Source organism: Streptomyces sp. NPDC020379 (genome assembly GCF_044387105.1).
Lineage (GTDB): Bacteria > Actinomycetota > Actinomycetes > Streptomycetales > Streptomycetaceae > Streptomyces.
Window position 1 is genome coordinate 37618 of record NZ_JBIRVR010000028.1, and the last position, 26843, is coordinate 64460.

At 71.7% G+C, this 26843-nt stretch carries 31 protein-coding genes and 1 pseudogene; 20 read left to right on the plus strand and 12 right to left on the minus strand.

The genetic code is table 11. The features are described 5' to 3' along the window. Positions 1-23: 23 nt before the first annotated feature. From ACH427_RS28315 to ACH427_RS28330, 4 genes are all read left to right on the plus strand, one after another. Positions 24-638 (plus strand): DUF6230 family protein, encoded by a 615-nt coding sequence (locus tag ACH427_RS28315; protein WP_398873909.1) that lies wholly within the window; start codon positions 24-26, stop codon positions 636-638. Then, the gene (locus ACH427_RS28320) at positions 629-1552 is read left to right on the plus strand and encodes a DUF6114 domain-containing protein (protein WP_398873910.1); all 924 of its coding nucleotides are present in this window, start codon (positions 629-631) and stop codon (positions 1550-1552) included. The genes ACH427_RS28315 and ACH427_RS28320 overlap by 10 nt, the downstream gene beginning before the upstream one ends. A 167-nt stretch (positions 1553-1719) precedes the next feature. Further along, positions 1720-2961: an MFS transporter gene (locus tag ACH427_RS28325; protein WP_398873912.1), complete on the plus strand. Its 1242-nt coding sequence runs from the start codon at positions 1720-1722 to the stop codon at positions 2959-2961. A gap of 127 nt (positions 2962-3088) precedes the next feature. Further along, entirely contained in the window at positions 3089-3967 is an 879-nt protein-coding gene (locus ACH427_RS28330; RefSeq protein ID WP_398873914.1) for a trypsin-like serine peptidase, read from the plus strand. Between the two features lie 4 nt (positions 3968-3971). On the opposite strand, the gene ACH427_RS28335 is transcribed toward ACH427_RS28330, so the two are convergent. After that, entirely contained in the window at positions 3972-5564 is a 1593-nt protein-coding gene (locus tag ACH427_RS28335; protein ID WP_398873916.1) for a trypsin-like peptidase domain-containing protein, read from the minus strand. Positions 5565-6000: 436 nt separating this feature from the next. Here ACH427_RS28335 and ACH427_RS28340 point away from each other — a divergent pair, with 436 nt between their 5' ends. Beyond that, positions 6001-6333 (plus strand): hypothetical protein, encoded by a 333-nt coding sequence (locus ACH427_RS28340; protein ID WP_398873918.1) that lies wholly within the window; start codon positions 6001-6003, stop codon positions 6331-6333. A gap of 489 nt (positions 6334-6822) precedes the next feature. Next, the gene (locus ACH427_RS28345; RefSeq protein ID WP_398873920.1) at positions 6823-7728 is read left to right on the plus strand and encodes a hypothetical protein; all 906 of its coding nucleotides are present in this window, start codon (positions 6823-6825) and stop codon (positions 7726-7728) included. 95 nt (positions 7729-7823) lie between these two features. On the opposite strand, the gene ACH427_RS28350 is transcribed toward ACH427_RS28345, so the two are convergent. Then, positions 7824-8393 (minus strand): PadR family transcriptional regulator, encoded by a 570-nt coding sequence (locus ACH427_RS28350; protein WP_398873922.1) that lies wholly within the window; start codon positions 8391-8393, stop codon positions 7824-7826. A gap of 86 nt (positions 8394-8479) precedes the next feature. Here ACH427_RS28350 and ACH427_RS28355 point away from each other — a divergent pair, with 86 nt between their 5' ends. Further along, a complete protein-coding gene (locus tag ACH427_RS28355; protein WP_398873924.1) occupies positions 8480-8911 on the plus strand; it encodes a nuclear transport factor 2 family protein in 432 nt (143 codons plus the stop codon). A gap of 7 nt (positions 8912-8918) precedes the next feature. On the opposite strand, the gene ACH427_RS28360 is transcribed toward ACH427_RS28355, so the two are convergent. Continuing rightward, the gene (locus ACH427_RS28360; RefSeq protein WP_398873926.1) at positions 8919-10496 is read right to left on the minus strand and encodes a GMC family oxidoreductase; all 1578 of its coding nucleotides are present in this window, start codon (positions 10494-10496) and stop codon (positions 8919-8921) included. Between the two features lie 275 nt (positions 10497-10771). On the opposite strand from ACH427_RS28360, the gene ACH427_RS28365 reads away from it, so the two are divergent. The 3 genes from ACH427_RS28365 (at position 10772) to ACH427_RS28375 (ending at position 12524) form a co-directional block, all read left to right on the plus strand. Next, complete coding sequence (locus tag ACH427_RS28365) at positions 10772-11209, plus strand: hypothetical protein (protein ID WP_398873928.1); 438 nt, start codon at positions 10772-10774, stop codon at positions 11207-11209. 69 nt (positions 11210-11278) lie between these two features. Further along, positions 11279-11839: a hypothetical protein gene (locus ACH427_RS28370; RefSeq protein ID WP_398873930.1), complete on the plus strand. Its 561-nt coding sequence runs from the start codon at positions 11279-11281 to the stop codon at positions 11837-11839. Between the two features lie 88 nt (positions 11840-11927). Further along, positions 11928-12524: a dihydrofolate reductase family protein gene (locus ACH427_RS28375; RefSeq protein ID WP_398873932.1), complete on the plus strand. Its 597-nt coding sequence runs from the start codon at positions 11928-11930 to the stop codon at positions 12522-12524. 68 nt (positions 12525-12592) lie between these two features. On the opposite strand, the gene cynR is transcribed toward ACH427_RS28375, so the two are convergent. Next, positions 12593-13495 (minus strand): transcriptional regulator CynR, encoded by a 903-nt coding sequence (gene cynR / locus ACH427_RS28380; RefSeq protein ID WP_398873934.1) that lies wholly within the window; start codon positions 13493-13495, stop codon positions 12593-12595. Between the two features lie 124 nt (positions 13496-13619). Here cynR and ACH427_RS28385 point away from each other — a divergent pair, with 124 nt between their 5' ends. From ACH427_RS28385 to ACH427_RS28395, 3 genes are all read left to right on the plus strand, one after another. Continuing rightward, positions 13620-14207 (plus strand): carbonic anhydrase, encoded by a 588-nt coding sequence (locus tag ACH427_RS28385; protein WP_398873936.1) that lies wholly within the window; start codon positions 13620-13622, stop codon positions 14205-14207. A 69-nt stretch (positions 14208-14276) separates the two neighbouring features. Continuing rightward, positions 14277-14747 carry a cyanase gene (gene cynS / locus ACH427_RS28390; RefSeq protein ID WP_398873938.1) on the plus strand — a complete coding sequence of 157 codons (471 nt, stop codon included), beginning with the start codon at positions 14277-14279 and terminating at the stop codon, positions 14745-14747. Positions 14748-14810: 63 nt separating this feature from the next. Beyond that, the gene (locus ACH427_RS28395; protein ID WP_398873940.1) at positions 14811-15308 is read left to right on the plus strand and encodes a nucleoside deaminase; all 498 of its coding nucleotides are present in this window, start codon (positions 14811-14813) and stop codon (positions 15306-15308) included. Between the two features lie 75 nt (positions 15309-15383). Here ACH427_RS28395 and ACH427_RS28400 read toward each other — a convergent pair whose 3' ends face one another. Next, positions 15384-15911 carry a winged helix-turn-helix transcriptional regulator gene (locus tag ACH427_RS28400; protein ID WP_398873943.1) on the minus strand — a complete coding sequence of 176 codons (528 nt, stop codon included), beginning with the start codon at positions 15909-15911 and terminating at the stop codon, positions 15384-15386. A gap of 100 nt (positions 15912-16011) precedes the next feature. Between ACH427_RS28400 and ACH427_RS28405 the strand changes: the two genes are divergently transcribed. Together ACH427_RS28405 and ACH427_RS28410 are read left to right on the plus strand one after the other, a co-directional pair. Next, positions 16012-16362 carry an enoyl-CoA hydratase-related protein gene (locus tag ACH427_RS28405; protein ID WP_398873945.1) on the plus strand — a complete coding sequence of 117 codons (351 nt, stop codon included), beginning with the start codon at positions 16012-16014 and terminating at the stop codon, positions 16360-16362. A 270-nt stretch (positions 16363-16632) separates the two neighbouring features. Next, entirely contained in the window at positions 16633-17745 is a 1113-nt protein-coding gene (locus ACH427_RS28410) for a PP2C family protein-serine/threonine phosphatase (RefSeq protein WP_398873947.1), read from the plus strand. Positions 17746-17789: 44 nt separating this feature from the next. On the opposite strand, the gene ACH427_RS28415 is transcribed toward ACH427_RS28410, so the two are convergent. Next, positions 17790-18287 carry a hypothetical protein gene (locus tag ACH427_RS28415; RefSeq protein ID WP_398873949.1) on the minus strand — a complete coding sequence of 166 codons (498 nt, stop codon included), beginning with the start codon at positions 18285-18287 and terminating at the stop codon, positions 17790-17792. A 290-nt stretch (positions 18288-18577) separates the two neighbouring features. Here ACH427_RS28415 and ACH427_RS28420 point away from each other — a divergent pair, with 290 nt between their 5' ends. Next, positions 18578-19066 (plus strand): glutathione peroxidase, encoded by a 489-nt coding sequence (locus ACH427_RS28420; RefSeq protein ID WP_398873950.1) that lies wholly within the window; start codon positions 18578-18580, stop codon positions 19064-19066. Positions 19067-19146: 80 nt separating this feature from the next. Here ACH427_RS28420 and ACH427_RS28425 read toward each other — a convergent pair whose 3' ends face one another. From ACH427_RS28425 to ACH427_RS28435, 3 genes are all read right to left on the minus strand, one after another. Then, positions 19147-19689 (minus strand): hypothetical protein, encoded by a 543-nt coding sequence (locus tag ACH427_RS28425; protein ID WP_398873952.1) that lies wholly within the window; start codon positions 19687-19689, stop codon positions 19147-19149. Positions 19690-19989: 300 nt separating this feature from the next. Beyond that, positions 19990-21240, minus strand: a complete 1251-nt coding sequence (locus ACH427_RS28430; RefSeq protein WP_398873954.1) for a hypothetical protein — start codon at positions 21238-21240, stop codon at positions 19990-19992. 16 nt (positions 21241-21256) lie between these two features. After that, positions 21257-22081, minus strand: coding sequence for an alpha/beta fold hydrolase (locus tag ACH427_RS28435; RefSeq protein WP_398873956.1), 825 nt, complete (start codon positions 22079-22081; stop codon positions 21257-21259). A gap of 213 nt (positions 22082-22294) precedes the next feature. Between ACH427_RS28435 and ACH427_RS28440 the strand changes: the two genes are divergently transcribed. After that, the gene (locus ACH427_RS28440; RefSeq protein ID WP_398873958.1) at positions 22295-22834 is read left to right on the plus strand and encodes a hypothetical protein; all 540 of its coding nucleotides are present in this window, start codon (positions 22295-22297) and stop codon (positions 22832-22834) included. On the opposite strand, the pseudogene ACH427_RS28445 reads toward ACH427_RS28440, so the two are convergent. Further along, positions 22827-23166: pseudogene (locus ACH427_RS28445) on the minus strand (LysR substrate-binding domain-containing protein); the annotation flags it as partial. The gene ACH427_RS28440 and the pseudogene ACH427_RS28445 sit on opposite strands and share 8 nt — an antisense overlap. A gap of 158 nt (positions 23167-23324) precedes the next feature. On the opposite strand from ACH427_RS28445, the gene ACH427_RS28450 reads away from it, so the two are divergent. From ACH427_RS28450 to ACH427_RS28460, 3 genes are all read left to right on the plus strand, one after another. Next, entirely contained in the window at positions 23325-23861 is a 537-nt protein-coding gene (locus ACH427_RS28450; RefSeq protein ID WP_398873960.1) for a DinB family protein, read from the plus strand. Between the two features lie 101 nt (positions 23862-23962). Beyond that, complete coding sequence (locus ACH427_RS28455; RefSeq protein ID WP_398873962.1) at positions 23963-24616, plus strand: HNH endonuclease family protein; 654 nt, start codon at positions 23963-23965, stop codon at positions 24614-24616. Continuing rightward, complete coding sequence (locus tag ACH427_RS28460; protein WP_398873964.1) at positions 24613-24906, plus strand: hypothetical protein; 294 nt, start codon at positions 24613-24615, stop codon at positions 24904-24906. Before ACH427_RS28455 ends, ACH427_RS28460 begins: the two co-directional genes overlap by 4 nt. A gap of 11 nt (positions 24907-24917) precedes the next feature. On the opposite strand, the gene ACH427_RS28465 is transcribed toward ACH427_RS28460, so the two are convergent. Both ACH427_RS28465 and ACH427_RS28470 read right to left on the minus strand, forming a co-directional pair. Then, entirely contained in the window at positions 24918-25661 is a 744-nt protein-coding gene (locus ACH427_RS28465) for a DUF6182 family protein (protein WP_398873966.1), read from the minus strand. After that, positions 25658-26764, minus strand: coding sequence for a hypothetical protein (locus ACH427_RS28470; RefSeq protein WP_398874007.1), 1107 nt, complete (start codon positions 26762-26764; stop codon positions 25658-25660). Before ACH427_RS28470 ends, ACH427_RS28465 begins: the two co-directional genes overlap by 4 nt. Positions 26765-26843: the final 79 nt, after the last annotated feature.

Below are 26843 nucleotides of genomic sequence, written 5' to 3' on the forward strand. Positions count from 1 at the left end.
CGCCACCTCTGGAGGACACCACAGTGACCAAGGACAGCCCCGGGCCTCCCGGAGGCGGAACATCCTGGCGGAAGGCCGCCGTCATCGCCCTGCCGGCGCTGGTGGCCGTGGCGGCCATGGGCGTGGCGATGGCCGACGGGGTGCTCGCCTCGTCGTTCGCGGTGTCCGGCTCGGCCTTCCAGGTGTCGGCGGGCGAACTGACCAGCGACGGCCTGGCGTCGTTCGCCCAGCTCGACCGGTCCGCCGACGGCACACAGCATCCGGCGGCACTGCTCGGCATCGGCGACGCCACGCTGTCGGACTTCTGCCAGTCGTCCCGGTTCACCACGCCCGTGGGCACCGTGGTGTTCAAGCTGACCGCGGGCGGCGACGCGGGGAAGATCACCGCGAGTGATCTGGTGCTCGACGGGGAAGACCTCGTCGGGGACGCGCACCTCGGCACCGTCGAGCTCGGCCGCGACGCCTCCACGCTCGACCGGGTGCCCGGTTTGCGGGGCGCGCCGGGGCAGTTCGGCCTCCAGGCGTCGCAGGTCACCGTATCCGGGGTGAAGTCGCACGCCCGCTCCGCCACCGGCGGGAACTTCCGCCTCAAGGGCCTGAAGCTGGACGTCAGCCTGGACGGCAAGGCGTGCTTCTGACCTCCCCGCGCGCCCGCGCCGCGCGCCACTGGCGGCGGACCCGACCCTTCTGGGCCGGGCTGCTCCTCGTCCTCGCCGGCGCCGAACTCGTCGTCATGCCGATGGTGCCGCTGACCGTCCTGTTCGGCCTGGGGCCCGCCGGGATCGCCGCCGTCGGGATCGGGACGGCGCTCGTCGCGGCCGGGCTGTTCCTGTGGTTCCTCCCGCACACCCACCACTACGTCGGCGTGCACGCCGTCATCCTCGCGGTGTTCTCGTTCGCCGCGACCAACCTCGGCGGTTTCCTCGTCGGCATGCTGCTGGGGATCGCCGGGGGCGCCATGGGCTTCGCGTGGACACCGGCGCCTGCACCGGAACCGGAACCGGCGCGGCCGGAGACGGCGCTGACGGCCGGTCCGGAACACCCGCCGACGCTGGCCCTGGCCCTGCCCCTCGTCCTCCTGGCGACCCTGGGCACACCGGCTCTCCGCCCGCTCGCCCCCACCCATCTCACGGCCGCCCGCACCCCCCCGACGGTCACCACCACCCGCTTCGCCCCCGACGGCTTCACCCTCGCCTCCGTCACCGACGTCCCCACCGCCGCGGGCCCGCGCAGGGCCATGGTGCTCAGGATGCGGGCCGCGACGCTGACCGACTACCGGCTGCGCACCCACGACGGCTCCCGGGCCCTGACCCTGGACGCCGGACGGCTGAGCATCAGCGGCGACGTGACGCTCTACCTCACCCGCCTCAGCGGCTGCGTCGAGGGAATCCTGTGCACGACCTTCACACCCGACACCCTGCCCGTGCCGCCCGTGGCGCCCCCGTTCGTCTTCATGACCCATGTCTCCGCCGACCAGGCCCTGGTCACCAGCGACACCGTCACCGCGGCCGGCCTGGCCATCGGCGGAGGGGCGGAAGCGGACGGCGATTGACCAGGCCCTGCGACGTCCTCGCCGGAATCCTCACACCGCGCCCGAATCACCCCATTGGTGATTGAACCGAGGAAAAAGGCGCCTTGATGGCTTCTGCCTCCTAGGGTGGCCACCGGTACGGCCGGGGCCGCCGCTTCCGGCCTGCCGCCGTGCGGTCAGGAGGGCTGATGGAGTATCTGCGCCTGTTGCGGAAGCCCACCGTGCTCGGGCTGTGGCTGGCCAGGGGCCTTTCCGTCATCGGTGAGCGGCTGTACGGGGTCGCGGTGATGTGGAGCGTCTACGCGAGCACGGGCTCGGCCTCGCTCATGGGCCTGGTCGCGGTCCTCGAATCAGCCCCCTACGTCGTGCTCGGCACACTGGGGCGGCGCCTCGTCGCCCGCTTCTCCTCGTGCCGCGCGCTGGCGTGGCTGGACGCCGCGCGGGCGGCCGTGACGGCCGCGCTGCCGTTCCTCTGGTCGCCCGACACCCGCGGGACGTGCGTGCTGTTCGCCGTCGTGCTCCTGCTCGGCATCCTCGGCGCCCTCTTCGCCCCGAACCTGGAAGCCCTGGTGCCGGGGCTGGCCGAGGAGGGACGCGTCCACCAGGTGACCGGACTGTTCGACCTGACCGCGCGCATCGCCCTCATCACCGGCCGGGCAAGCGCCGGGCTGCTGCTCCTGGTCGTCTCCAGGATCGAGCTCTTCGTGTGCGACGGAGCGGCGTTCGCCGTGTCCGCGGTGGCGCTCGGCCTGCTGGCCCGGAACGGCGGCGCGCCGGCCGCCCGGCCCACGGCGGCGCGCCCGTCGCCGCGGGCCCGGCCGCTGCTCCGCTCCCACCCCCGTGTCGGGCTGGCGATCGGGGTGTACGGCCTGCTGCCGCTGTGCTCGGCCGCGACGACCGTGGGGATGCCCGTGCTCCTCGCCACCCGGTACGGCGCCGGGGCGGGTGTCTACGGCCTGCTCACGGCCGCCGTCGGCGTCGGCGCGCTGATCGGCAATCCGCTGGCCGGCCACTGGCGGCCGACGGGCTGGTTCGCCGTCTGCTGCGGCGCGTGGGCGGTGGACGGGGTGGCGACCGCGTGCATGGGGCTGGTGGGACGGGTCTCGACGCTGGGGCTGCTGTCCGCCCTGACCGGGCTGGTCGCACCGCTGGCGGCGGTCTCGCTGCGGGCGCGCCTGGGGCGGTTCCCGCCCGCCGAGCGGGTGCGGCTGATGGCCGTCGAGCACACCGCGACGCACCTGGGCAGCATGGCGGGCATAATGCTGCTCCCCCTGGTGATCCGGGTGTCCCCCCGCGGCTCCTTCCTCACGGCCGGGGCGACGGTCGCCGTGCTGGCGGCCGGGGCGCACGCCCTGTCCACCCGGTTCCTCCGGACCGCGCCCGCGCCGGGCGCGGCGGAGGGCGACGGCACGGCGGTGGCGGGTTACTGACAGGGGACGCGGCTCCGGTCGGGGCGACCTTGCTCGTACGGGCTTGCTCGTACGAGCCGGTGAACATCACCGCTCCACGGCCCGGCAAACCGGGTTCGCGCACCAAGCGGTGTCCTATAATCCGGCCATGCGTCGACGTCCCCTTGTGGCGATCACCGTTCTGGCCGCGCTCGCCACCGTATCGGGCTGCTCCAGCGACACCGCACCGGAGGCCGGCGGCCCGGCCTCCCCTTCCTCCTCACCCTCGTTTTCCCCTTTCTCGGCGGCACCGCAGCCACCCCAGTGGACGGTCGGCCGGATGCAGAGCGCCCATCCGTTCCGCCACCAGCTGGGCGTCTCCCACACCCCGCCGCCGACCGAGACGAACGCCCGGGTGGGCGCGGTGTTCAGCCACGACGGGTCCGGCGACCACTTCTGCACCGGAAGCGTCGTGGACAGCCCGGGGAAGTCCATCGTCATCACCGCGGCACACTGCATCCACTCCGGGAAGGACGGCGACTACAAGACCGACCTGTCCTTCGTGCCCGGCTACCGCAACGGCCAGTCGCCCAACGGCATCTGGCCGGTCAGCAAGATGGTGGTGGACGACCACTGGGCGCAGTCCTCCGACCCCGACTACGACGTGGGCTTCGTCATCCTCGACAAGGTGGGCGGCAAGCGGATCGCCGACATACTGGGCGCGAACCGCTTCGGCTACAACACGGGCTTCGACAAGCACGTGCAGATCACCGGATATCCGTCGAGCGGCGACAGCCCCATCTCGTGTGTCAACAGAACCACGAAGTTCCAGACGGACCAGATGAAGGTGGACTGCACCGGCTACAGCGGCGGCACCAGCGGCAGCCCCTGGCTGACCGACTTCGACCGCGTCACCCACACCGGAGAGGTCATCGGCGTCATCGGCGGCTATCAGGCCGGCGGCGACACCGACGACACCTCCTACAGTCCGTATTTCAACGACGCGATCAAGGCGCTGTACGACAAGGCGGTCAAGGAAGGAGGCTGAGCGCCTAGCCGACCGTGAAGGCCACCGGCGCCGTCGCGTTGTCCGCGTTGTCGTAGCCGATGGCGCAGTACGTCCAGGGCGCCCCGGAACCCTTCAGGCTCGCGGGTATGCCCAGGTAGGGCCGGTAGCCCTCCGGGGCGGAGCAGTCGGTGCCGGACTTCGGCCCGTACTTCACCTTGTACGAGGTGATCTCCCACGGCAGGTAGACCGGGCGCACCCAGTACGTGGCGTCCGCCCCTTCACCGAAGTGCTGGATGTCGGCCTGGGGAGCCACTGTCGGCGGTGTGTTGTCGACGCGCGCGTAGGCGTACGACGGGTGCGCGAGGGACTTCGCCCACGCGCCGCCGCCCATGCGGGCGTCCGGGCCGCCCACGGCGCACAGCACGTAGAGGTTGTCCCGCTCGGGGAGCAGGCCGGTGTACCCCACCCCCGCGGCGGGCAGGGGCCGGGGCCGGGTGTAGCCGCGCGGGTCGGTGCAGTCGACGGCGCCGAACGGGCCGGTCTTGAAGGCCACGTACGCGTGGTGCGCGCCCTGGCGCGGGGTGATCTCGGCGTCCCAGCGGGCGGGGCCCTTCGGGGTCTCGCTCCGCGTCTGCTGTCCGGACGAGGCGACCTCCACCTGCTCGCCCCGGTCCAGCCGGCAGCCGTTCCGGTCGAGTCGCAGGCCCGTGGCGTCCAGGCACGAGGCGACCGCGTCGACCGGTGTCGCGTAGACGGTGTTGTCCTTGGGGATCACCAGTCCGGACGCGCTGCCCTCGCAAGGGCGGCCCAGGCCGCAGCCGAGGTAGCCGGGGGTGGACACGGTGTTGAGCATGCCCACGATCCGGTCGCCGTCCGTGGTGGTGACGGGCCCGCCCGAGGAGCCGCCGCTGATGCCGAGGCAGTCGGTGCGGGTGAAGTCCCGCCACAGCCAGGTGTGTTCGTGCAGGGCGACCGAGGAACCCGTCACCGCGCAGGCCGACAGGCGCAGGAACTGCCGACCGGGGTCCACGCCGTCGGTCGGGGCGTGCGCGGCCTGGAGAGGCGTGCCGGGGGTGGGCCGCGCGGCGGCGAGCGTCCGGGGTGTGACGTCCGCCTTGGCCAGTTCCCCGTAGGTGGCGTTCAGTTGGAGCACCGATACGTCGATGCCCTTCATCGTCGCGTAGGCGACGCGCTCGACGGGGAACGTCTTGTGTTCGGTGGGGTTGTCGTGGAAATACGCGGGCGTGAAGGTCCAGTCGGGCCCCGCGGGCTTGTCCGCGACGACTTCGTCGGTCCCCATGGTGTCACTGACGCAGTGGCCGTTGCTCAGGATGAGCGCCTTGGCCTTGGGGTCCGGCTTGCCCGGGGCGTGGACGAGTGTTGCCGTGCAGGTGGTCCCGCCGCCCCCGACGAGACGGCCTGACGCGCGGAACTTCCGTCCGGCGGCGGATCCGGAGTCGATCAGCGGTGCGTCCTCGGGCCCGGCCTGCGTCTTGGCCGCGGCCCCGGCCTGCGGTGGCTGCACGGCCTGCGCCTGGCCGCCGTAGAGCAGCCCCGCGGCGACGACCCCACAGGCGCCGACGGCCAGCGGGCCGCGTATCCGGGCGAGAGCACGGGTGTGAACGGCGTCTCTCAAGACAGTCCTCCATGATCGGCAATCGGGGAGACGCCCCGACTTTCGCAGAGCCGTCGACCGCCGACGAGGGGGAGCATCCGCTTCCGGTCACACCCGCACGGCGAGGGCGGGCCCGGTTTCAGGGGTGTGCCTGTGCTGCGTGCGGCCACGATCGACGCGAAAGTGACGGTGTGACAACTCGGATTCCGCACACGACGAATCACCGGGTCGCCTCTGGGTTCGCGTACAGACGCTGACGGACGGGATCCGGCCGGCTGCCGGAACCGGCGCCCCGAGCCCGCAAGTCCCAGGCACCAGGGCCGAACCGCCCATCGTCGTGCGACCGCGCTCCGTGCCACTCTGCGGCAGGAACACGGAGAAGAGCCGGATGGCATGAGCCTGACGGTTCATCGACGGCGCGGGCGCGTGACGGCGCCCGCCAAGGACAGGAGGGCACATGAGAATTCGCTACCGCACCATGGCGGCCGGCGCCGCTCTCGCGATCGCGGGCGGAGGGATGCTCGGCATCGCGGCACCGGCCTCCGCTTCGGGAGCCGCCCCCGCCTTCTCCTGCGACACGTGGCACTACCAGCGGGGCACCGACGGCCACGGTGCTTCGATCACGTGCCACGGCAGTCCGTTCGTGGGCTACGCCATCTGCCATCGTCCCGACGGTCTCACCTACGCCGCCTCGGGCAACCTCGCTCGTTCGGGAGGCACGTCGACCACCTGGTGCGACCGCGACGCCGAGGTCGTCGACGCGGGCGCCTTCCCTCTCCCGCTGCCGTGACGAAACGGGCAGAGGAGCGGCTTGCGCACGCCGACCGGTCATCGTCCCGCCGTACCCGTCGGCACGGCCGTCCTCACGGGTACGGCAGGGCTCGTCGTCACGGCTCCTGCCGGCGAAGAGACGCCCGGCGCTTCGCCCGGAGGCATGCCTCCAACTGCGCGACCGTGAGGTGTGGTTCTTCAGCAGCGGCGGGATGGTCCGGGCGGCTGACCTCTTCGAGGCGGCGTCGGACGCACTCGCCGCCCGGGATCCGTCACCCGACGCGCACCGGTTCTCCCCTGCCACACCCTCACACTCCAACTCATGGGTCCACTACGCCCACTTGGGTTCTGTCAGGGTTCACTGCCACCCTCCCGTCCCTCCGCGCCTCACCCGCAACCCGGTCAGCCCATGTTCCCCCGGATGACGCGAATTCGTACGGACAAGTCCGTTCCGGAAAGGCAGCGTTGGGCCGGATCACTCAGCCGACGAAGGTGAGGAAGGATCTCCATGAAGACTCCGAAGCCGCTCAAGGCCGCTGCCCTGCTGGCCGTGCCACTGGTCGTGAGCATGGCGCTGGGTGCCGCCCCCACGGCGGCGCATGCGGCGGGTGCGCGCCCGGCGGCCGGCGCCGAGGACGTCACGCTGGCGAACGCCGACAACGGCCGGCAGCTGGACGTCACGACCGGTGACGGCGTCAAGGTGCGGCTGACCGGCTCCCGTTCGCAGGGCGTGACGTGGGCGTGGAGCGTGCCCACGAGCGGGTCGCCGAGCTTCGACCGCACGGCGGCCGGTACGTCGCGGAACGGCGACGCGACGGCGACGTTCCGGGCGGTACGGCCCGGGACCGCCGAGATCGAGGCGTATCAGCGGTGTATTCCGGACCCGGGCCACTTCTGTGCGCAGGTGATCATCCCATGGAAGGTGACCTTCACGGTGAAGGAGGGGGCGCGCGCCGAGCTCTCCCTCCTCGACCTCATCGGCCGGGCGACAAACCGGGTGCGCGAGTCGGATCCGCAGGCGGTGCTGATGGTCGCGGCAGGGGACTCGCCGAGCGGGCCGACCAGGGACATGGCGGAGGTGACACACTGGCGGTTCGTCTTCAACAACCGCGACAACTCCTCCGCGGAGATCAGCGGCGACCTCGACGGCACCCTGGGGCCGGTCACCGAGCACAAGAGCCGGTGGGTCGGCGCGCTACCGGTCGACGAGGAGATCACGATGACGCCTGCCCAGGCGTACGACCGGCTCGTGGACGCCGGTCACGGTGACGCGTTCCGCTACGTCTCGCTCGTGAAGCCGATGGGCACTCCCCCGTGGCACCTGCAGTACCACTTCTCGAACCACCCCGGCGGCTGCGACGGCTACGCCGTCTTCGTCGGCTCGGGCGGCGTGTCCCCCATCTGCGGCAAGTGAGCGTGACCGCGCGCCGGACATCGGTTTCACCTTCCGGCCGCTGATCCGGCACAGGGGCGCCGGACCCGGCAGGCGTCACCCCCCACCCACACGGATCACCGTGGGGTACGGGCCGACCGCCTCGCGCGCAGGACGCCCGCGATCCGCAGACACCAGTCCCGGTGGCCCTCTTCGAAGGCCAGGCCGCGCAGGCAGGTCAGATAGGGCCCGATCCGCGTCCCCCGGCTGAGGAACTCCTCCTCGTCGGTGTCGCCGCGCATCCGCCGCAGGAGTTCGCCGAAGAGCTTGATCCTGGCGTCGGCCGCGGCCGCCCGCTCCTCCAGCTGCCCGATCACCGGCCCGGTGTCGACGCGGTCGGCGGCCTGGACCTTGACGAGCAGGTCGTCGCGGATGAACGAGGGCTTCGACACGGCCGCCGCGAACTGCTCCAGCTCCGCGAGACCGGCGTCGGTGACCTGGAAGAGACGCTTGTTGGGCCGGGCCTCCTGGACCACCTGACGGCCCGTGACCAGTCCTTCCCTCTCCAGCTTGGCCAGCTCGGCGTACAGCTGCTGAGGCAGGGCGTGCCAGAAGTTCGCGACGCCGACGTCGAACGCCTTGGCCAGCTGGTATCCGCTGAACTCGCCGTCCAGCAGCGCCGCCAGCACCGCGTGCCGCAATGCCATCGAAGTGCCCCCTTCCCTTTCCTCTCCCTCCCGGGCAGCATACTCAAGGAAATGACTAGTCAGATCCTTGAGTATCAGGAGGAGTCATGGAGACCGCCGCCCGCTTCCGCGCCGCCGTCGAGGCACACGATTTCGACGCGATGGAGGAGCTGTTCGCCGAGGACATACGCTTCTACAGCCCCGTGAAGTTCACCCCCTTCGAGGGCAGGCCCATGATGCTCGGGCTGCTCAAGGTGCTGCTGCGCACCTTCGAGGACTTCCGCTACGTCGGCCACTTCACGGGCGAGGCCGAGACCAGCGCCGGCGGTGCGGAGACCCCGTCCGCGGTCCTCCCCTTCCGGGCCGGCGTGCACGGCAAGCAGGTCCACGGCATCGACCTGTTGCAGTTCGACGAGTCGGGCAGGGTGCGGGAGTTCACCGTGATGGTCCGGCCGCTGTCCGCCGTGCACGCCCTGAGCGAGGCGGTGTTCGCGGGCCTGGTCGCCGACGGCCTCGTTCCCCCGCCCGCCGGCGACTGACCCTGTCCTACGCCGGGGCCGGTCCGGCCGTGACGCCGCGGATCAGGTCGGCGGCCTTCTCAGCGATCATGATGGTGGGCGCGTTGGTGTTGCCCCGTACGAGGGTCGGCATGACCGAGGCGTCGGCCACCCGCAGCCCGCTCACCCCGTGCACCCGGAGCTCGTAGTCGACGACCGGCCCCATCGCGCAGGTGCCCGCGGGGTGGTAGAGCGTGTGCGTCTCCCGCCGGGCGTGCTCCAGGAGGCCGGCGTCGCTGTCGGAGCGCGGCACGAGGTGATCGCCGCGCCGGTGCGCCCGCAGGGCCGGGCGCCCGGCGATGTCGAGCAGCACCCGCAGGGCCCGGACCGCCGCCGCGCGGTCCTCCTCCGTGGCGAGGTAGTTGTGCAGGATCCGCGGCTTGGCGCCGGGCAGGGTGGACCGCAGGGAGACCTTGCCGCGGCTGGTGGCACCCAGCAGCACCGCGCCGTGGTGGAACCCGTGTCCGGCCGGCGCGCCGAGGCCCTCCTCGTGGAACATCCCGGGCAGGGCGTGGATCTGCACGTCCGGCGCCTCCAGGCCGTCGCGCGTGCGGACGAAGCCGCCGGCCTCACCCGCGTTCGAGGTGAGCGGACCGCGCCGCCCGGACTCCAGCAGCGCGAGGTTCTCGGCGGTCCGCGCGGTCAGCAGGGTCTCGGTGTCGGTGAGATGGATCAGGGGCAGGTGCCCGTGGTCCTGGAGGTTCTCGCCGACGGGGAGGTCGGCGCGGGGTGCGATGCCGAGCGCTTCGAGCTCGGCGGCGATGCCGATTCCCGAAAGCATCAGGATCTGGGGCGAGTTGTACGAACCCGCCGCGAGGACGACCTCCCGTTCCGCGCGCATCTCCGCCGGCACGCCGTGCCGTTCGGCCTCGACACCGACGACCCGCTCGCCGGAGAAGAGCAGCCGGGTGCACCGGGCGCCGGTGAGCACCTGAAGGTTCGGCCGCCCCAGGGCGGGGCGCAGGTACGCGTCGGCCGTGCTGCACCGCATGCCGTCGCGCTGGGTGAGGTCGTAGCGGCCGAAGCCGTCCTGCTCGGCTCCGTTGAAGTCCGGGTTGAAGGGGTAGCCCGCCTCCAGCGCCGCCTCCACGTAGGCCGTCATCAGCGGATGGCGGGAGCGGCCTTCGCTGACGGTGAGGGGACCGCCGGCCGCGTGCCATCGCGACGGGCCGCCATGGTGGTCCTCGGCGCGCAGGAAATACGGGAAGACCTCGTCCCAGCTCCACCCCTTGGCACCGGCGTCCGACCAGGCGTCGTAGTCGGCGTGGTTGCCGCGGATGTAGATCATCGCGTTCATCGAGGACGAGCCGCCGAGCATCCGGCCGCGCGGGAGGTAGCGGCGGCGGCCGTCCAGGCCCGGCTCGGGCTCCGTCGTGTAGTCCCAGTCGTACGCGGTCCGGAAGAGCTGCGCGAACGCCAGCGGGAGGTGGATCTCCGGGATGTCGTCGGCGGGCCCGGCCTCCAGCAGCAGTACGCGGACACCCGGGTCCTCGCTGAGCCGCGCGGCCAGCACACAGCCGGCCGATCCCGCCCCGACCACGATGTAGTCGTGGGTCCCGTCAGGCATGGGCTTCCCCTCCCCGATGACCGGCGTGCCGTGCGGGCGCACGGCAGTCGCCGCGCCGCCCGCGCCGGAGCCCGGCCCCGCGGCGGACGAGCGTGAGAATCCGACCCCGGCAGCGTAGGTGACGGCGACAGGGCCCGGACACCCGTCGCACGGGCCGGGACCACAGCGGGCGGCGCGATTCCCGCGAGAACCTCAACTGGCCTGATACCTCATGGTGATGACCGCCGACCGGGGCATAGGTTCGCTGCGTAATCCCGACCTTTTGGAGGTACGTGATGAAACGACAGCTCGTCACCGGCGCGCTGGCCGCCGCGTGTCTGCTCGTACCCTTCCAGGCGCACGCCATGACCGCGCAGGCCGCGTCCCCGAGCGCCACGGTGTGGGACAAGTGCGAGGCCGCGCTCGACTCGCCGCACGAGTCGCACACCAACCCGGACGTGATCAACGTCCACGCCGACCTCAAGGGCTGCAAGCAGAAGATGCCCGAGTACTCGATATCCGTCACCCTCTACAAGGAGGGCACCCAGGTCGCGCACAACAGCGGCTCCGGCAAGAACAAGTTCAAGGCGCGGGTCGTGGCCAACTGGCCGCCGCCGAAGGGCCAGTGCCACTCCTATTCGGCCAAGGCGACCTTCACCATCACGGCCGAGGGCAAGGCGCACACCACCACCCTGGAGAACCACAGCCAGGGCAAGATCTGCATCAAGAAGTAGGCGCTCACCGTGGCCGGTCCGGCCATGGTGCCCGCCCGGCCACATCCCTCCTTCCTCAAGGCGCACAGCATGAACGGCTACACCGTCTTCCTCGCGGTCTCCGACCGGACCGGCCGGCCCCATCCGGCCTTCGCCCTCACCGCGCTCGCCGTGGAGACCGCGCGCCTCGGGGAGTCCGAGGAGCGCGCGGCGTCCGCGCTCGCCGGTCTCGCGCCCGGCACGGCCTGGCTCGGCCTGGCCCCGTCCGTACGGCGGGAGGTCGTCACCCGGGTGCGCACCGTCCCGCACCACGCGGTGGACCACACCGAGCACGACCGGGGGCCCGCACGCTCGGCCGATCCCCTGGCCGACTGTCTGCGCAGCCTGACCACGGGCTCCTTCGCCGAGATCACCGCTCAGCCGTACACCGTGTACGTCACCGGCGGGCACCTCGTCGGCGACGCGGCCTCGGCCCCCTTCCTCTCCGGCGCCCGGGCCGTCCATCTTGACGCCGAAGCGCGCTTCCCCGCGCTCGTGCGCCTGACCGCTCTCCTCGCCTCGGCCGCCGCGCCCTCGATCGACGGCGCCGTCCCCGACGAGGAGGACCTCTACGACGCCTTCGACCAGTACACGCTCGGCGGTCTGGCCTGAGCCGTGCGGGGCGGCACTCCCCGGAGTGGCGTGGGAGCATCCCGTGCCGTACACACGGAGCGAGGAACGAGGAAGAGGAGCGGATGCCATGCGCGTCGTCGTGAGTGAGTTCATGAGCCTGGACGGTGTCGTCCAGGCGCCGGGCGGGCCCGAGGAGGACACCGACGGCGGCTTCGCCCATGGCGGCTGGTCGCATCCGTTCTTCGATCCGGAGCTGGTGGGCGGCGCCTTCACCGACGCGCTGACCAAGGCCGAGGCCCTGCTGTTCGGCCGCCGCACGTGGCAGACGATGGCCGCGGCGTGGCCCGAGCGGGCCGGGGACCCGTTCGCCGACCGGATGAACGCCCTGCCGAAATACGTCGTCTCCGCCACGCTGGGCGACTCCGACCTGGCCTGGGGCAACAGCACACGCATCCCCGGCGGGGAGGCCATGGCCCGCGTCCGGGAGCTGCGCGGTGGCTCCGGCGGCGACCTGCTGGTCATGGGGAGCCCGACGCTCGTACGCGCGCTCCTGAGCGAGGGCCTGGTCGACGAGCTGCGGCTCGTGATCATGCCGGTGCTGCTCGGGGGCGGCAAGACGATCTTCCCGGAGGACGGCATGCTGCGCACGCTGGAGCTGGTCTCCTCGGTCGCCGGCGGCACGGGCGCGCAGGTGTGTACGTACCGGCCGGCCACCGAGGGGTAAGGCCGCGGCGCGCGCCCTCGCACCCGGATGGCCCCCGGGGCCGGCATGGGCTTCCCCGCCGTCGGGGCTCAGGCCGGAGCGTAGCCGCGGGCGCGCACGAGCTGCTGGATGAGGTGGGTGAAGGCGCGGGCGGCGGCGCTCTGGTAGGCGCTCTCGCGCCGCAGGAGGGCGACGGTGCGGGCGGGCAGGGCCGGTTCGAGGGGGACGGGCTCGAGGTGCGGGTGGTCGTGGGTGACGGCGTCGGGCAGGACGGTGGCCAGCGGGGTGCGCCGCACGATTTCGGTGAGGGCCTGGACGGAGTTGGCCTCCATCGCGATGTGCGGCCGCACCTTGTGAGCGGTGAAGTAGGCGTCGATGTGCCCCCGAGTGGCGAAGTCCGCGCTGAGCAAGGCCAGGTGACGCCCCGTGAGGTCACGTACGGGCAGCGGATCCTGCTGGCCGCCGGGCCGGGGGGCGCCGGTGACGAGGCCGAGGGTCTCGGTGTAGAGGGCGGTCGCGGTGATGCCGGGCAGGTGGGGGCCGTGGAAGGCGATGCCGAGGTCGAGTTCGTCGGCCAGCAGGCCGGTCTCGATGCGGTCCTGGGCCATCTCCTGGACGTCCAGGGTGATGCCGGGGTGCCGGGCGTGGAGCTCCGCGGCGAGCGGGCCGACGAGGTAGGCGGTGAAGGTGGGGGTGAGCGCCAGGCGCAGGTGGCCGCGGGAGAGGTCGGCGACGTCCAGGACGGCGCGTTCGGCCGCCGCGAGATCGCGCAGGGCGCGGCGGGCGTAGTGGACATAGGTCGCACCGGCGTCGGTGAGCCGTACGGTCCGCCCGGTGCGGTCCAGGAGCTGCGCCCCGACGTTGCGTTCCAGCTGTTTGATCTGCTGGGACAGCGTGGGCTGGGAGATGTGCAGTTCCTCGGCGGCGCGGGTGAAGTTGGCGTGCTCGGCGACGGCGAGCAGATAGCGCAGGTGACGGAGTTCCAGGGCCATGTCCGCAACTATAGATGTCATCGATAGAAGTCATGGCTAGCAACTCTTGGACTCTATAGGTGCAAGTCGTGCACGGTGGATCCCGTCAGCCCCACGGGGCAGGCAGCCACCGAAGGGAGTGACCATGCAAGACCTCACCGAGGGAGTCGCGCGGTTCCGGCGGGACGTCCATCCGGTCAAGGCGGAGCTCTTCGCCCGCCTGGCCACGCACCACCGGCCGACGACGCTGTTCATCAGCTGCTCCGACGCCCGTGTCGTGCCCGAGCTGATCACCCAGAGCGAGCCGGGTGAGCTGTTCGTCATCCGTACCGCCGGGAACCTCGTTCCCGCCTACGCGCCCCGCCCGGACGGCATCGCGGCCAGTGTCGAGTACGCGGTCGCCGCTCTGGGCGTCACCGACATCGTCGTCTGCGGACACTCCGCCTGCGGCGCGATGACCGCCCTGGCCGAAGGCCACGACCTGGGCACCATGCCGACGACCGCCGACTGGCTGCGGCACGCGGACGCCGCACGGGCCCGCACCATGGTCGCCGGGGTGGACGCCCTCGTACGGAGCAACGTCCACGCCCAGCTGGCGAACCTCGCCACTCACCCGTCGGTGGCCCGCGCCCTCGCGCGGAACACCGTCACGCTGCACGGCTGGTGCTACGACATCGGCAGCGGCACCGTCGAGGAACTCGACGTCGAGGGCCGCTTCACCGCGGCGGCCTGACCCCCTCCGCCTTTCCCGGCATCCACGACTCGTCACGCACGACTCATCATCCACGGAAGGAATCCCCCCATGATCCACGCCCAGTTCGACGCCACCGCCCGTCAGACGCTGGCCGCCACCGCCGTCGAGGCCAAGGTCCGCAAGGACCTGTCCTGGCAGCAGATCGCCGACGCGGCGGGCCTGTCCGTCGCCTTCGTCACCGCCGCCGTGCTCGGCCAGCACCCGCTGCCCGAGGCTTCGGCCAAGGCCGTCGCCGAGCTCCTGGGCCTGGACGACGACGCCCCGATGCTGCTGCAGACCATCCCGACCCGCGGCTCCATCCCCGGTGGCATCCCGACCGACCCGACGATCTACCGCTTCTACGAGATGCTCCAGGTCTACGGCACCACGCTCAAGGCCCTGGTCCACGAGCAGTTCGGTGACGGCATCATCAGCGCCATCAACTTCAAGCTGGACGTGAAGAAGGTCGCCGACCCCGAGGGCGGCGAGCGCGCGGTCATCACGCTGGACGGCAAGTACCTGCCGACCAAGCCCTTCTGATAATCAGTCAGTTAAATGGGGCGGGCCGCTGCCGGCCCGCCCCTCCTTCCCGAAGGAATTCCCGTGGACTTCGCACAGCGCACCATCGACATCGCCCGCCGCAACGTCGAGGAGGGCGGCCGCCCGTTCGCGACCGTCATCGTCAAGGACGGCGAGATCCTGGCCGAGAGCCCGAACCTGGTGGCCCAGACCTCCGACCCCACCGCCCACGCCGAGATCCTCGCCATCCGTGAGGCATGCGTGAAGCTGGGCACCGAGCATCTGACGGGCACCACCATCTACGTCCTGGCCCACCCCTGCCCCATGTGTCTGGGCTCGCTCTACTACTGCTCCCCCGACGAGGTCGTCTTCCTCACCACCCGCGACGCCTACAAGCCCCACTACGTGGACGACCGCAAATACTTCGAACTCGACACCTTCTACGGCGAGTTCGCCAAGGACTGCACGGAGCGCCGCCTGCCCATGCGCCACGAGGCACGCGACGCGGCGGTCGACGTCTACAGGGCGTGGCAGGAGCGCAACGGCGGCGAACGCCGCGTGGCCGGGGCACCCACCGCCTGACGTCCGTCACGGGCCCGGCCAGGGGCCGGCTCAACCGCACGAGGCCGCGCCCTCGGTCGGGGGCGGCCTCCTTGGTCAGGTGCCGGCGAATCGTACGGAGTGCCCGTCCGTGGCGAAGCGCGCCCGCACGCCGGGACTGTCGAGGAGCCTTGCCGGGTAGCCGGGTCCGGTGCGCACCGCGACCTCTTGGTGGTGCAGTGGTTCACGGCATGAGGAGCAGACGACCTCGGCCCGGGTGTCGTGGTCGCAGGCGGTGTGGTGCATCACCACGGGGACGCCGGTGTCGTCGATCAGCCACCGGTCGCCCCAGGCGTTGATCGCGGCGAGCACGCCGAAGAAGTCCCGGCCCTTGTCCGTCGGCAGGTACTCGTGCCGGACCGGCTCGCTCTGATAGGGGCTGCGCCACAACAAGCCCGCGTTCTCCAAGAGCCGGAGCCGGTCGGTCAGGGTGGTGCGTGCGATGCCGAGCGAGCCGATGAAGCCGTCGAAACGCGACACGCCGTAGAACACCTCGCGCAGAACCAGCAGCGTCCAGCCGTCGCCCAGGATGTCCACGGTGCGGGCGATCGAACAGGGCCAGCTGTCGAACGAGGTCCGTCTCATGTCGACGACCTTATCGGTCTCATCATGAGATTCACTTGCCCTCGGCGTCCCGGCCCGGCTGGTTCGCGTGATCTCATCATGTGACCCAGGAGGAGAAGTGATGAGCTCCACGCCCGCGGGCACACCGGCGGTCACCGTTGAGCGGGACGGCCACGTTCTGCTGATGGGCCTGAACCGGCCCGCCAAGCGCAACGCCTTCACCCAGCAGATGCTCAGCGAGTTGTCGGCCGCCTACGGTCTGCTGGAGTCCGACGACAACCTGTGGTGCGGCGTCCTGTTCGCCCACGGCGGCCACTTCACCGGCGGCCTGGACATGCTCGACGTCGGCGCCGAGCCGGCTACGATCGAGCGGCTGCGCCCGGACATCGCACGGCTGTTCTCGGCCGCCGACGGCGCCGAGGGAATCCAGTCGTTCACCGAGCGCCGTGACGCCGTCTTCACCGGCCGCTGACCAGCCCGCCCCGCCCCACGTGCCGAGACGTTCGTGATGCTCGTCGGCAGATCCGCGCTCTTCCGCTCCGGGATCGCCGGGCGGCCCGCTCCCCCGGCGGACGCCCGGCCGCGCGGTCTCCTGCTCGGTCCGGTCGAAGGGCGTGGTGACGCACCGCGGCCCGGCCGGGCCGCCCTCCGCCTACCCGTCCGGCCGCCTCACGACTGGCAGGCGTCATCCTGCCCGAGGATGCTGGAGCGTGTTGCGGCACGAGAGAGCGGGAGCGGGCACGTGAGGGCACCGGCTGCGAGGCGCACTGCCGTGGGGCGCTGGTGCCTGCGCCACCTCCAGCTCCTGCCCGTCCTGCTGCTGATCGTGGGCGCGGTCCTCGACTACAACACCTCCCCGCACTTCAGCGCCGAGGCGTTCTACACCGCCGCGCCGATGACCGCGGCCGCGCTGCTGTCACTGCGCGCGACGATCCTGGCGGCCATCGGCGCCTGCGCCGCCGATTTCGCGCTGCTCACCCACTTCGGGTTCATCGGGGACTCCGGCGGGCGCAGCGAGCTCGCGGCGGTCGCGACCGTCTCGGTCTTCGCCGTCGTCGTCAACCGCCTCATGTATTTCAGCGACGCCCGGCTGCAATCGGCACGCAAGATCGCTCTCGCCGTGCAGCGCGCCGTGCTGCCCGAGCCGCCGGCGGCGATCGGGCAGCTGCGTATCGCCGTGCGGTACCAGTCGGCCGTGCGGGGCGCGCAGATCGGCGGTGATCTGTACGGCGTGCAGGACACCCCGTACGGCATGCGCTGCCTGGTCGGTGACGTGCGAGGCAAGGGGATGGAGGCCGTCAAGGCGGTGGACGTGGCGCTGGGGGTGTTCCGGGAGGCCGCCGACGAGGAACCCACCCTCGTCCGGATCGCGGCCAGGCTGGAGCGCGCGCTGGCACGCGAGGCACGGCGGCGGCCGGGGCCGGAACAGACCGAAGGCTTCGTCACCGGTGTGCTCGCCGAGATCCCGCCCTCCGGCGACGAACTGCGGCTGGTCAACCGCGGCCATCCGGCGCCCCTGCTCCTGCACGGCGGCAAGGTGCGCAGCGTGGAGCCGTCCGTACCCGCCCTCCCGCTGGCGCTCGGGGAATTCAGCACCGGCGAGGACCGGACCGACACGCTCCCCTTCCCTCCGGGCACGACCCTCCTCCTCTACACCGACGGCCTCACCGAGGCCCGCGACCGCGCCGGCACCTTCTACGACCCCGGCACCCGCCTCCCCGGCCGCGCCTTCCCGGGCCCGGACGCCCTCCTCGACGCCCTGCTCTCCGACGTCCGCCACCACACGGGCGGCCGCATCAGCGACGACATGGCACTGCTGGCGGTGACGCGGGCGGGGGGCGGTGAAGTTGCGTGACGGCCGCCGCCGTGCGGCATCACGGGAGCGGGAGGAGGACGCGGTCACTCCGCGGGCCGCTGAGCCGGCTCCTCGGTCGTCGGGAGGTCGATGACCGGGACCGGTTCGAGGCCGATCTTCTCCGCCATCCGGGTCAGCAGCGCGTCCTGTGCGGCGAGGTGGCCCTGGATGTGCGCCATCTCGTGCAGAGTCGCGCTCGCGTCGTGGAAGGTCGCCTCGGAGCGTTTGTCCGACGCGGCGGCCTGGACGTTCTGGCCCACCATGATGACGGACAGCAGGACGAGCTGGAGGAACGTCTGCGCCACCCAGGAGACCATGGCCGCCGCGCCCGCGTCGATCGCGTCCGGGAGGCTGATCAGGTCGAAGAGGGCGAAGGCGTAGGCGCACCACATGCTGCCGACCGCCCGCGTGACGACGATCGCGACCTTCGTGTTGAAGCGGGTGACCGCGCTGCCGCGCGCGTGCTGGTCGGTGACCTTCACCGGTCCCTGGGCGTCCCGCGCGGCGATGTGCGGATGCGGCAGGTGCTGATAGATCGTCATGACATGGCTTCCTGTCGAGGGGGTGGCGGCCGACGCGGGCCGCACGGTCGGAAGCCGGTCCACACCCGGCGTGCCTCTCCCCGCCCTGCCCGCGATGCGGTTCTACCCTGCGACGCCTTTTCCCCGCGCCCGGGTTTGGTCACAGCTGCGCAAGGTTCCCGCGCGGCGCTGGGCGTCGCGGGGGACGCGCCGCCGGCGACCGCCGAGGAGTTCCGTTCCGTGCCCGCTCCCCGGTGGTCACCCGGGGATCCGGCCATGCGATCCACCGGAGGCAGCTAACATCCGGACACATGTCCATTCACGAAGTAGAGATCAACGCGCTCCAGGGCGGCTCCGCGAACCTGCGGCAGTACCGGGGCAAGGCCGTCCTCGTCGTCAACGTGGCCTCCAAGTGCGGCCTGACCCCTCAGTACGCCGCTCTGGAGCGGCTGCACGAGCGGTACGCCGCTCAGGGCTTCACCGTCCTCGGCGTCCCCTGCAACCAGTTCATGGGCCAGGAGCCCGGATCCTCCGAGGAGATCGCCGAGTTCTGCTCGGCGACGTACGGGGTGACCTTCCCCATGACCGAGAAGGTCGAGGTCAACGGGGACGGCCGGCACGCCCTGTACGACGGGCTCGTCTCCACCCCGGACGCCGGGGGCCACACCGGTGACATTCGCTGGAACTTCGAGAAGTTCGTCATCGCTCCCGACGGCACGGTGGCGGCACGCTTCGCCCCGCAGACCGAGCCGGACGCCGCCGAGGTCGTGGCGGCCATCGAGGCCAACCTGCCAGCCTGACCGCCGGGCACCGGACCGGACCGCGCACCGCACGGATGCGGTGCGCGGTCCCGGAAGGAGGCAGATTTTTTTCTTGCTGCTTACTGGCACGACCCACTTGGCCCACTGGTGTCCACCTCGGCGACCTCTCCCCAAGACTCCCCATTCGGGTCAGGATTTGACTCCGCTGCGCCGTCCCACCAGTCGACGTAGAAGGATTCCGTGCAGGTACTGGCCGAGGTCCTGCCGGCCACGTTGTTGTCGAGCGTGAGCGCATCACTTGAACTGGCCGTGCCGCCGGCCGTTGGGCTGCACAGGAGCATGCCTGAGTTCCACTCGCACGTACCTACCCGTGCCCCGGAGTTCTTCTTCACCAGATTCGGCGTCGCATCCGTATACAGACTGGCGTCGTTGAGGGACCCGATCCGGAACACAGAGTTCTGATCGTAGGTGCATGAGCTTTGGCCGCAGTTCCACACGGGTGCGAGGTAGACCGTGGCCCCGGGCTGCACGGTGGCCTGATCCGACGACACATCCCAGCCCTCCGTGCTTCCGAAGGCGGCCCCTTGGCCGATCAGAAGGGCAGCCGTACCGACGGCTGCCACCACAACGGACCGGACTCCGAGTTTGCTCTTTCGCTGCATGTCCCCACCCCCATGGGTGCTCGCGGAGTGAAATTCAGAACAACACGGCAGTCAACTTCAGTCCACGCCCAAGTCGGGAAATCACCCAAATGGGCGTAGCTCCAGTATTGCGGCTCTTTGCCGGCGCATCGGTACGGATTCAAGCCGGGACATTCGACACAGCCACCTCGTTCACCGTATGCCGAATGACCCAATTGACAGCCAGGCCAAGGGCGTTGGCCCTTACGGCATATCCCGGGCGTTGGCCGACTATGTGCGGGGCACACCCCCGACGGCACGGTGGCGGCGCGCGACCCCCCTTCACCCCGGGCCGTGGTGACCGATGACCCTCGCCAGCACCGAGGCGAGCGGCTCACCGCCCAGGACATCCCGCAGTTCCTCGACACCTCGCGACCGCTGCGCCGGAGTGAGCGAAACGTAGTGTTCGATCCGTTCGTTGAACGTCCGCCGGAAGCGCGCGTAGAGGTCGTCGTCCTCCAGGATCCGGCCCGCGAGCTCCACGAGGGCGGCGGTCCCGGCGAAGTCGTCCTCGGGTATCCGGTGGCCGGGCAGGACGTCCGCGAACCGCCCGGCGTCCCGGCCGAAGCGGGTGCCGCCGAGTCGCCGCACGGTGAAGACGTGTGCGTAGTGCTGTTCGGGGAGGGCCAGGGGCAGCCGCCCGAGGGCCAGCGACTCGTGCAGCGCGGTGAGTCCGGGGGCGAGGAAGTAGTCGGGGGCGCTCGCCACATGGGGCAGCAGTTCACGCTGGGGCAGGAAGCGGCAGTCGGCCCGCCGCCCCGCGGCCGAAACGGTCCGCTCCCGGTGCCCGCCGAAGGGGCCGCCGCAGACCAGGACGCGCCGGAATCGCGCCCAGTCCCGCAGCAGATCCGGCAGCCACCGGTGGAGCAACCGCACATAGGCGTTGTTGACGTCGAAATCCAGCAGGAAGTTCTTGAACCCGCCGACGTTGATCAGCAGATCCCATACGGGCTCCGCACCGGCCGGCACCTTCCGCAGACCTTCGACGTCGATGACCGGGCCGGTCAGGTGCACCGTGCGGCCCGGAGCCGGACCGGCGATCTCGGCCACGCGCCGGGTGACGCCCGGGAAGTTCTGCACCACGCTGTGCGTGGCGAGCAGGTGCGCCGCGATGACGCGCTCGTGCGGTGAGAGGCCGCCCAGGTGCCGCGCGGCCTCCGCGAACGACGAGCGCGGCATGCTCGCGCACAGCTCGCGGATCTCGGCGAGCGGGCGGCCCGTCTGCCAGAAGCTCAGCAGGCTGTCCACCAGGACCACCGGGCGGCGCGCCGCGACGGCCCGCACGACCAAGGCGGCGTCCATCACCGAGACCACCAGGTCACTGGAGTCCAGCAGGTCGCGGGCCGGCTCGGGCCCGGCGCCTGCCGCCTCGTCGCGGACGGCCTCCCGGATCTCGTCGAAGGCGTCCGCGTTGCGCCACGCGAACGCCGCCGCCACGCCGTCGCCCACGAACACCCGCTCGTGACCGGGGAGCAGCCGCGAGACCGCGACGAGTTCGGAAGCCGGACCGAAGCCGCAGTTCTGGGCACCCATCAGGATCCGCACGGCTTCAGCCCCGCGGCTGTGCCGAGGTGCGGGGCGTCGCGGCGAGCACGCCGACGAGCCGGTCGGCGAACTCGGCCGGGTGTTTCGCATAGCCGGCGTGACCGCCGGGGAACTCCACGAGCGCGCGGCCGAGCCGGTCGGCGAGGACTTCCGCCGGGCGGTGGACGGCATACGTACGTGAGTCGTGGCCGCCCGCCATCACGACCCGGTCCGCCACACCGCGGAGCGCGGTGAGATCCGGAACGAAGCGCGTCGACGGGCGGAGCACATGGGCCAGGAAGAACGCGCTGTTGTCGTGCGCCTCGGGCAGTGCCGGTGCGGGACGGCCGCCGAAGACCGCCGCGAGCTCGCGCAGAGCCGGGGCGACGCCCTCGCGGCGGAACACCTCGTGGACGTGGTCGAAGAACACCAGGTGCCGCTCGGCGTCCGGCAGCAGCGCCATCGCGGGCGGCTCGTGCGCGACCACCGACCGGATCCGGTCCTGATGGCGCACGGCGAGTTCGAGCGCGACCAGCGCCCCCGAACAGCTGCCGAACACATCCACCGGCTCGTCCCCCGCTGCGACATGGTCCAGCAACCGGCGGGCGTCCTCGGTGTACGTCTCGATCCACTGGTCCGCCGGCGGGCCGTCGAGCGTACTGCGCGAATTGCCGCGCGGGTCGTAGGTGACGACACGGCGGCCCGTGGCGAGGACGGCGGCCAGGCGCTCGTAGACGGCCGCGTCGAGACCGCCGCCGGCGATGAGCAGCAGGGGCGGTCCCCAGCCTCGCACCTCGAAGTGGAGCCTCGCGCCGGGTACTTCCAGCGTGCCGTTCTCCAGGACGTCCATCACACTCCAGGATCGGAACCGGCGCGGCCCGGAAGGGCCTCGACCAGGCTACTCACAGGGACGGCCACGGAGAACAGCCCGCCCGGGCGCGCGTGCGTCGCCGTACGCCCTCCGGGAGACCGCCCGTCCCGTCGCACTCCCGCGCGCCCGTCTCACTGGTGCGGGAACGGGGCATCGCATACCTCACGTCACCCATCGCGAAGGAGATCGCGCATGGCCATCGGCAGAGCATGGACCCGTACCGCGGCACTGGCCACGGCAGTCACCGCGCTCGTCGCGACGGCACCGGCCGCGGCGTCCGCCCACGAACACCCAAGTCCGGCCGGGCAGTTGCAGTGCTCGGGCACCGAGACCGTGGGCTACCGCCCGGGAGTCACCCTCGCACCCCGGGACGTCGGCATCACGGTCCAAGGGCGGTTCACCCGCTGCACCGACAGCACGGGCAAGGTGACGAGCGGGGCGTACGACGAGCACTTCCCCCTCTTCACCGGCTGCAACAATCTCCTGGAAGGGTTCACCGCCGAGCGCACCTTCAAGTGGAACACCGGGGACTCCAGCACCGCCGAGATCAGTGGCAGCAGCACCGCCGTGGCGGGCCAGGTCATCACCACGATCACCGGCACCGTCGTCAAGGGCCGCTTCCAGGGCCGCAGCGTGGAAGAGGTCATCATCCTTCCGCAGCCGGGGGCGCTGGACTGCCTCACCACCGGCTTCACGGGTGCGACCGGCGGGACGACGCTCGCCCTCACATGAGGCCGTACGCGTCCTGGCGCACGCTGTCCACGCGGCAGCGGACGAAGTCCTGGACGACGGCGTCGGTGTCATCGGCAAGAGCCCAGGCGAAGCCGACGCGGCTGGGACTGACGCGCGCGACGGGGCGGTAGACGATGCCGGAGCGGGCGTAGTAGCGGGCGGCGGGGGCGGGGGCGATGCCGTAACCGTTGGCGATCGCGCTACGCCAGTCGTCGGGCCGGTCGGTGACGGCGCCGACGCGGACCGGCCGGTCTGCCGTCGGTTTCGTCGGAGGCCGGCCAGTGGTCCCGCCAGCGGCCCGATTCGGCCGGGGCCGCCACGAACGGCTCGTCCGCGCCCGCGTCCACCGCGACATCGGCTTCCCCGCCACGTATCTGGAGCCGGCCGCCGCGTCCCTTGTGCTCGCCGTCGCGCGATAACCGTCCGGGCGGAGGAAACCGCGGAGGAAATCGGGGAGCGCCAGGAGGGCGGCCGGGCATACCTTCTCCCCATGACCTCTCCTTCACGTCCCTCACGTCCCTCACGCACCCGTCCCGCCTATGACGCCGACGAGCGCACGCAGTTGCTCACCTGGCTCGACATGCATCGGGCGATCATCCACTTCAAGTGCGAGGGACTGTCCGCCGAGGATGCCCATCGGTCCCTGATCCCGACCTCACCTCTGATGACGGTCGCGGGCCTCGTCTCGCACATGCGGTGGGTCGAGCACTGCTGGTTCGAGGTCATGCTCATGGGCCGGCCCTCGACGGGGAGCCCCCTCTTCGACAAGGAGACCGAAGACGCCGAGATGCGGGTCGAGGGCGTGCCGTTGGAGCGATTGCTCCAGGAATACCAGGCCCAGTGTGCCGTCTCGGACGAGATCATCGCGGCCCACGCACTGGACGACGCCGGGCGGCAGAAGGACTTCCGGGCCGGGGACGCGACCCTGCGCTGGATCCTGCTGCACATGATCGAGGAGACCGCCCGGCACGCGGGCCACCTGGACATCATCCGGGAACTGCTCGACGGCGGGAAGGGCTACTACTGAGCCCGGCCGGTGTCCGGACGTACGCCGGATCCGCTGCTCCACGCGGGTGGTCCGGACCCGCTCGCCCGGATCCGGGGAGAACGGGCCGGTAGTTTCGGCGCGTGAATTCCACGTACGTACGGCGGTCGGCCGTGACCGTCGCCCTCGCGCTCATCGCCCTCCTCGCCCCCGTCGCCGCCGTTCCGGCCGCCGCCGCGCCCGCCCAGCCGACCGAGCCGCCCCCGGTGGATGTCGCCCGTGACGAGCTGGCGGATCTCGACGTCGAGGCCCCGCACTCGATGAACGGCTACTCCCGGGCGAAGTTCCCGCACTGGGCGCAGCAGGGCAACAACTGCGACACCCGCGAGGTGGTCCTGAAGCGTGACGGCACCGGCGTCACGCAGGACGCGCAGTGCCGGGCGGTCTCCGGGTCCTGGTACAGCGAGTACGACGGCAAGACCCTGAACTCGGCGTCGCAGGTGGACATCGACCACGTCGTGCCACTGGCGAACGCCTGGCGCTCGGGGGCCGACGGCTGGACGACCCCCGACCGCAAGCGGTTCGCGAACGACCTGGAGCACTCGCAGCTGATCGCGGTGTCCGCGGCTTCCAACAGGAGCAAGGGCGACCAGTCGCCGGACCAGTGGAGCCCGCCGAGGCGCGCCTACTGGTGCACGTACTCCCGGGCCTGGGTGGACATCAAGCACCTCTACCGGCTGTCCGTGACGGAGCCGGAGGAAGAGCAGCTCGTCACGATGCTCGACACCTGCGCATGACGGGCGGCGAGTCCGGCGAACGGTATGCCGGCACGGTGACGGCCGGTCCCGGGGGCGCGATGACCGATGAGGTCGGTGTCATCACCGGTGATGTCACCGTGGTCACCGCCCTCCGGCCGGACGGCCGGGCGGTGGTACGGATCCAGTACCTCGGGGCCGAGGAGTGGTACACCCTCGCCGGCAGCCCCGCCGCCCTGCCGCCGGACGGGCTGCGGGCGCTGCACGACGCGGTCGTCGAGGCCGTACGCCACGGCGGCGGGGCCGTCGTCCCCGGCTCCGGGCCCCGCTGAGGAGGCGCGGCCTACCGTTCCCCGGTGAGGGCCGCGTATGCCTGGAGTGCGTCCGGGCGGTGGCTGTCGGTGTCGACGCGCAGGGCGGCGAAGGGCCCGGGGAGCCCCGCGAGGCGGGGCACGGAGCGCAGGGTCAGCCGGTCGCCGGGTGCTATCAGTCCGTCCATCACCGCCTCCGCCAGGAGGTGGTTGAGCTGGACGAGGAGCCGGGCGACGGTGACGGAGGCCGTGGCCACGTACAGCTCGCGGTGGACCGGCGGACGGCCGCCCGGACCGTCCGCCGGTGGTATCTCCACCGTCGTCGGCTGCCAGGAGCCCAGTGCGCGGGGGCCGTTGAAGACCTTGAGCAGTCTGCGCAGCGCGGCCGTACTCGCTTCGGGGGCGGGGCCGAGCCAGGCCGCCGAGCCGTCCGGGGCGATGTGGTCGAAGGTGAAGCGTTCCCGGAGGTTGTCGGGCCGGCCGGACAGGAAGACGGTCCGGGTGAAGGCGTGCTGCCAGGCTTCGTGTCGTTCCGGCGGCACCGACAGGGCGAACCGGCAGGTCTCGCGTACCCAGTGCGGCAGATCGAAGCGGCTGATGACGCAGACGGCCAGGGCCGCGTCGGAGCGGCCGGGCGCGTCAGGGTCGGCGATCTCGGCCTGCGCGGCCCGCAGGCCCTGGGGGGTGGCGAGGTCCAGCCGCGCGGCCAGCTCCGGGCGGGCGGCCCGGACGCGCCGTGCGGCCTCGGTGAGCAGGAGTTCGGGGGACAGGGTCATAGGAACACCGTGGAGAGGAGCTCGCGGTCGGGGGCCGGGCGTCGCTTGCCGAGCAGGGACGAGGTCAGCCGGTAGGGGTCGATGTAGGTGTGCTCGCGCCGGTGCCTGCCCAGGGCGGTGAGCATCGCATCGTGGCCCGCCGCCGGGGCGGTGGCCGCCCGGTCGAGCAAGCGCTCGGCGCGGGTGAGGCACTGGCGCAGCAGGTCGTGGCGGAAGGACTGCTGCGCTCCGGGGCCGAGGGTCGCGATGAAGTACAGGCGCATGCCCAGCCGGCACACGTCGGGTTCGTGGTCGGCGCTCAGCGAGCGCAGCAGGGCGGCGACGGTGTGGCCGTGCCAGCCGCCGTGCCGGGCGGAGAGGATCTGCCCGTCGATGGGCACCCGGCCGATCGGCACGCGGCGTACGGCCGGTCCCGTCCGGGCCACGACACGCTCCAGCAGCTGGTAGTCCGGGTCGAGTTCGTTGTCGTAGACGAACACGACCTCGTCGTAGCGGGGGGCGAGCGGCAGCAGCTCGCGCAGGGCGCAGGCGAGGTAGTTGGGTCGGCCGTCGGGGGAGACGATCTGGCGCAGGGGCAGGCCGTACCGGGTCGCGTCGAGGTAGACCGGACCGCCGAGGTCGCGCTGGTCGAGGCCCATGCCCGAGGCGACGAGCCGCTCGATCATCTCCTCCAGCGCGAGGCCGGGCGGCTGGTGTTCCCGGAGGCCGGGGTCGTGCAGGCCCAGCCGGCCGTAGTGCCCGGCCCAGAGGCCGAGGACCCGCTCGGCGGCCGGGTGCGTCCAGCCGCCGTTCTCGACGGCCTCCGCGTAGGGCCGCAGCGCGGCGGCCGCCGGTCGGCGGCCCTCGGCGCGGTAGCCGACGTAGAGCTCGCCGATCTCCTCCTCCGTGAGCGCGGAGTAGTCGGCGTCACCGTGGGTGCGGTCGAGGTACTCCCAGAAGCCCAGGGTCTGCTCGGTGGGGTGATAGGTGGTGTGGCTGTACCGGTAGGTGACATCGGCGAGGTGTGCCGTGGCCCGGTAGATCACGTCCGACCAGAACAGCCCCTTGAGGTGGCTGGGGGTGAGCGGCTTGGAGGGGGTGATGGTGATCGGTGCCACCAGCACCCGCGGCCGGGGCGCTGCCGCGCTTCCCGGCCGGTCGGTCTCCCCGGCCGGTGTGCGGTTCTTCAGGGTGGCGGTGGGC

Coding starts and splice junctions, on each gene's coding strand:
- ACH427_RS28325 (WP_398873912.1), top strand. CDS start 1,720: ATGGAGTATCTGCGCCTGTTGCGGAAGCCCACCGTGCTCGGGCTGTGG.
- ACH427_RS28330 (WP_398873914.1), top strand. CDS start 3,089: ATGCGTCGACGTCCCCTTGTGGCGATCACCGTTCTGGCCGCGCTCGCC.
- ACH427_RS28340 (WP_398873918.1), top strand. CDS start 6,001: ATGAGAATTCGCTACCGCACCATGGCGGCCGGCGCCGCTCTCGCGATC.
- ACH427_RS28345 (WP_398873920.1), top strand. CDS start 6,823: ATGAAGACTCCGAAGCCGCTCAAGGCCGCTGCCCTGCTGGCCGTGCCA.
- ACH427_RS28350 (WP_398873922.1), bottom strand. CDS start 8,393: ATGGCATTGCGGCACGCGGTGCTGGCGGCGCTGCTGGACGGCGAGTTC.
- ACH427_RS28355 (WP_398873924.1), top strand. CDS start 8,480: ATGGAGACCGCCGCCCGCTTCCGCGCCGCCGTCGAGGCACACGATTTC.
- ACH427_RS28360 (WP_398873926.1), bottom strand. CDS start 10,496: ATGCCTGACGGGACCCACGACTACATCGTGGTCGGGGCGGGATCGGCC.
- ACH427_RS28365 (WP_398873928.1), top strand. CDS start 10,772: ATGAAACGACAGCTCGTCACCGGCGCGCTGGCCGCCGCGTGTCTGCTC.
- ACH427_RS28370 (WP_398873930.1), top strand. CDS start 11,279: ATGAACGGCTACACCGTCTTCCTCGCGGTCTCCGACCGGACCGGCCGG.
- ACH427_RS28375 (WP_398873932.1), top strand. CDS start 11,928: ATGCGCGTCGTCGTGAGTGAGTTCATGAGCCTGGACGGTGTCGTCCAG.
- cynR (WP_398873934.1), bottom strand. CDS start 13,495: ATGGCCCTGGAACTCCGTCACCTGCGCTATCTGCTCGCCGTCGCCGAG.
- ACH427_RS28385 (WP_398873936.1), top strand. CDS start 13,620: ATGCAAGACCTCACCGAGGGAGTCGCGCGGTTCCGGCGGGACGTCCAT.
- cynS (WP_398873938.1), top strand. CDS start 14,277: ATGATCCACGCCCAGTTCGACGCCACCGCCCGTCAGACGCTGGCCGCC.
- ACH427_RS28400 (WP_398873943.1), bottom strand. CDS start 15,911: ATGAGACGGACCTCGTTCGACAGCTGGCCCTGTTCGATCGCCCGCACC.
- ACH427_RS28405 (WP_398873945.1), top strand. CDS start 16,012: ATGAGCTCCACGCCCGCGGGCACACCGGCGGTCACCGTTGAGCGGGAC.
- ACH427_RS28415 (WP_398873949.1), bottom strand. CDS start 18,287: ATGACGATCTATCAGCACCTGCCGCATCCGCACATCGCCGCGCGGGAC.
- ACH427_RS28420 (WP_398873950.1), top strand. CDS start 18,578: ATGTCCATTCACGAAGTAGAGATCAACGCGCTCCAGGGCGGCTCCGCG.
- ACH427_RS28425 (WP_398873952.1), bottom strand. CDS start 19,689: ATGCAGCGAAAGAGCAAACTCGGAGTCCGGTCCGTTGTGGTGGCAGCC.
- ACH427_RS28430 (WP_398873954.1), bottom strand. CDS start 21,240: ATGGGTGCCCAGAACTGCGGCTTCGGTCCGGCTTCCGAACTCGTCGCG.
- ACH427_RS28435 (WP_398873956.1), bottom strand. CDS start 22,081: ATGGACGTCCTGGAGAACGGCACGCTGGAAGTACCCGGCGCGAGGCTC.
- ACH427_RS28440 (WP_398873958.1), top strand. CDS start 22,295: ATGGCCATCGGCAGAGCATGGACCCGTACCGCGGCACTGGCCACGGCA.
- ACH427_RS28450 (WP_398873960.1), top strand. CDS start 23,325: ATGACCTCTCCTTCACGTCCCTCACGTCCCTCACGCACCCGTCCCGCC.
- ACH427_RS28460 (WP_398873964.1), top strand. CDS start 24,613: ATGACGGGCGGCGAGTCCGGCGAACGGTATGCCGGCACGGTGACGGCC.
- ACH427_RS28465 (WP_398873966.1), bottom strand. CDS start 25,661: ATGACCCTGTCCCCCGAACTCCTGCTCACCGAGGCCGCACGGCGCGTC.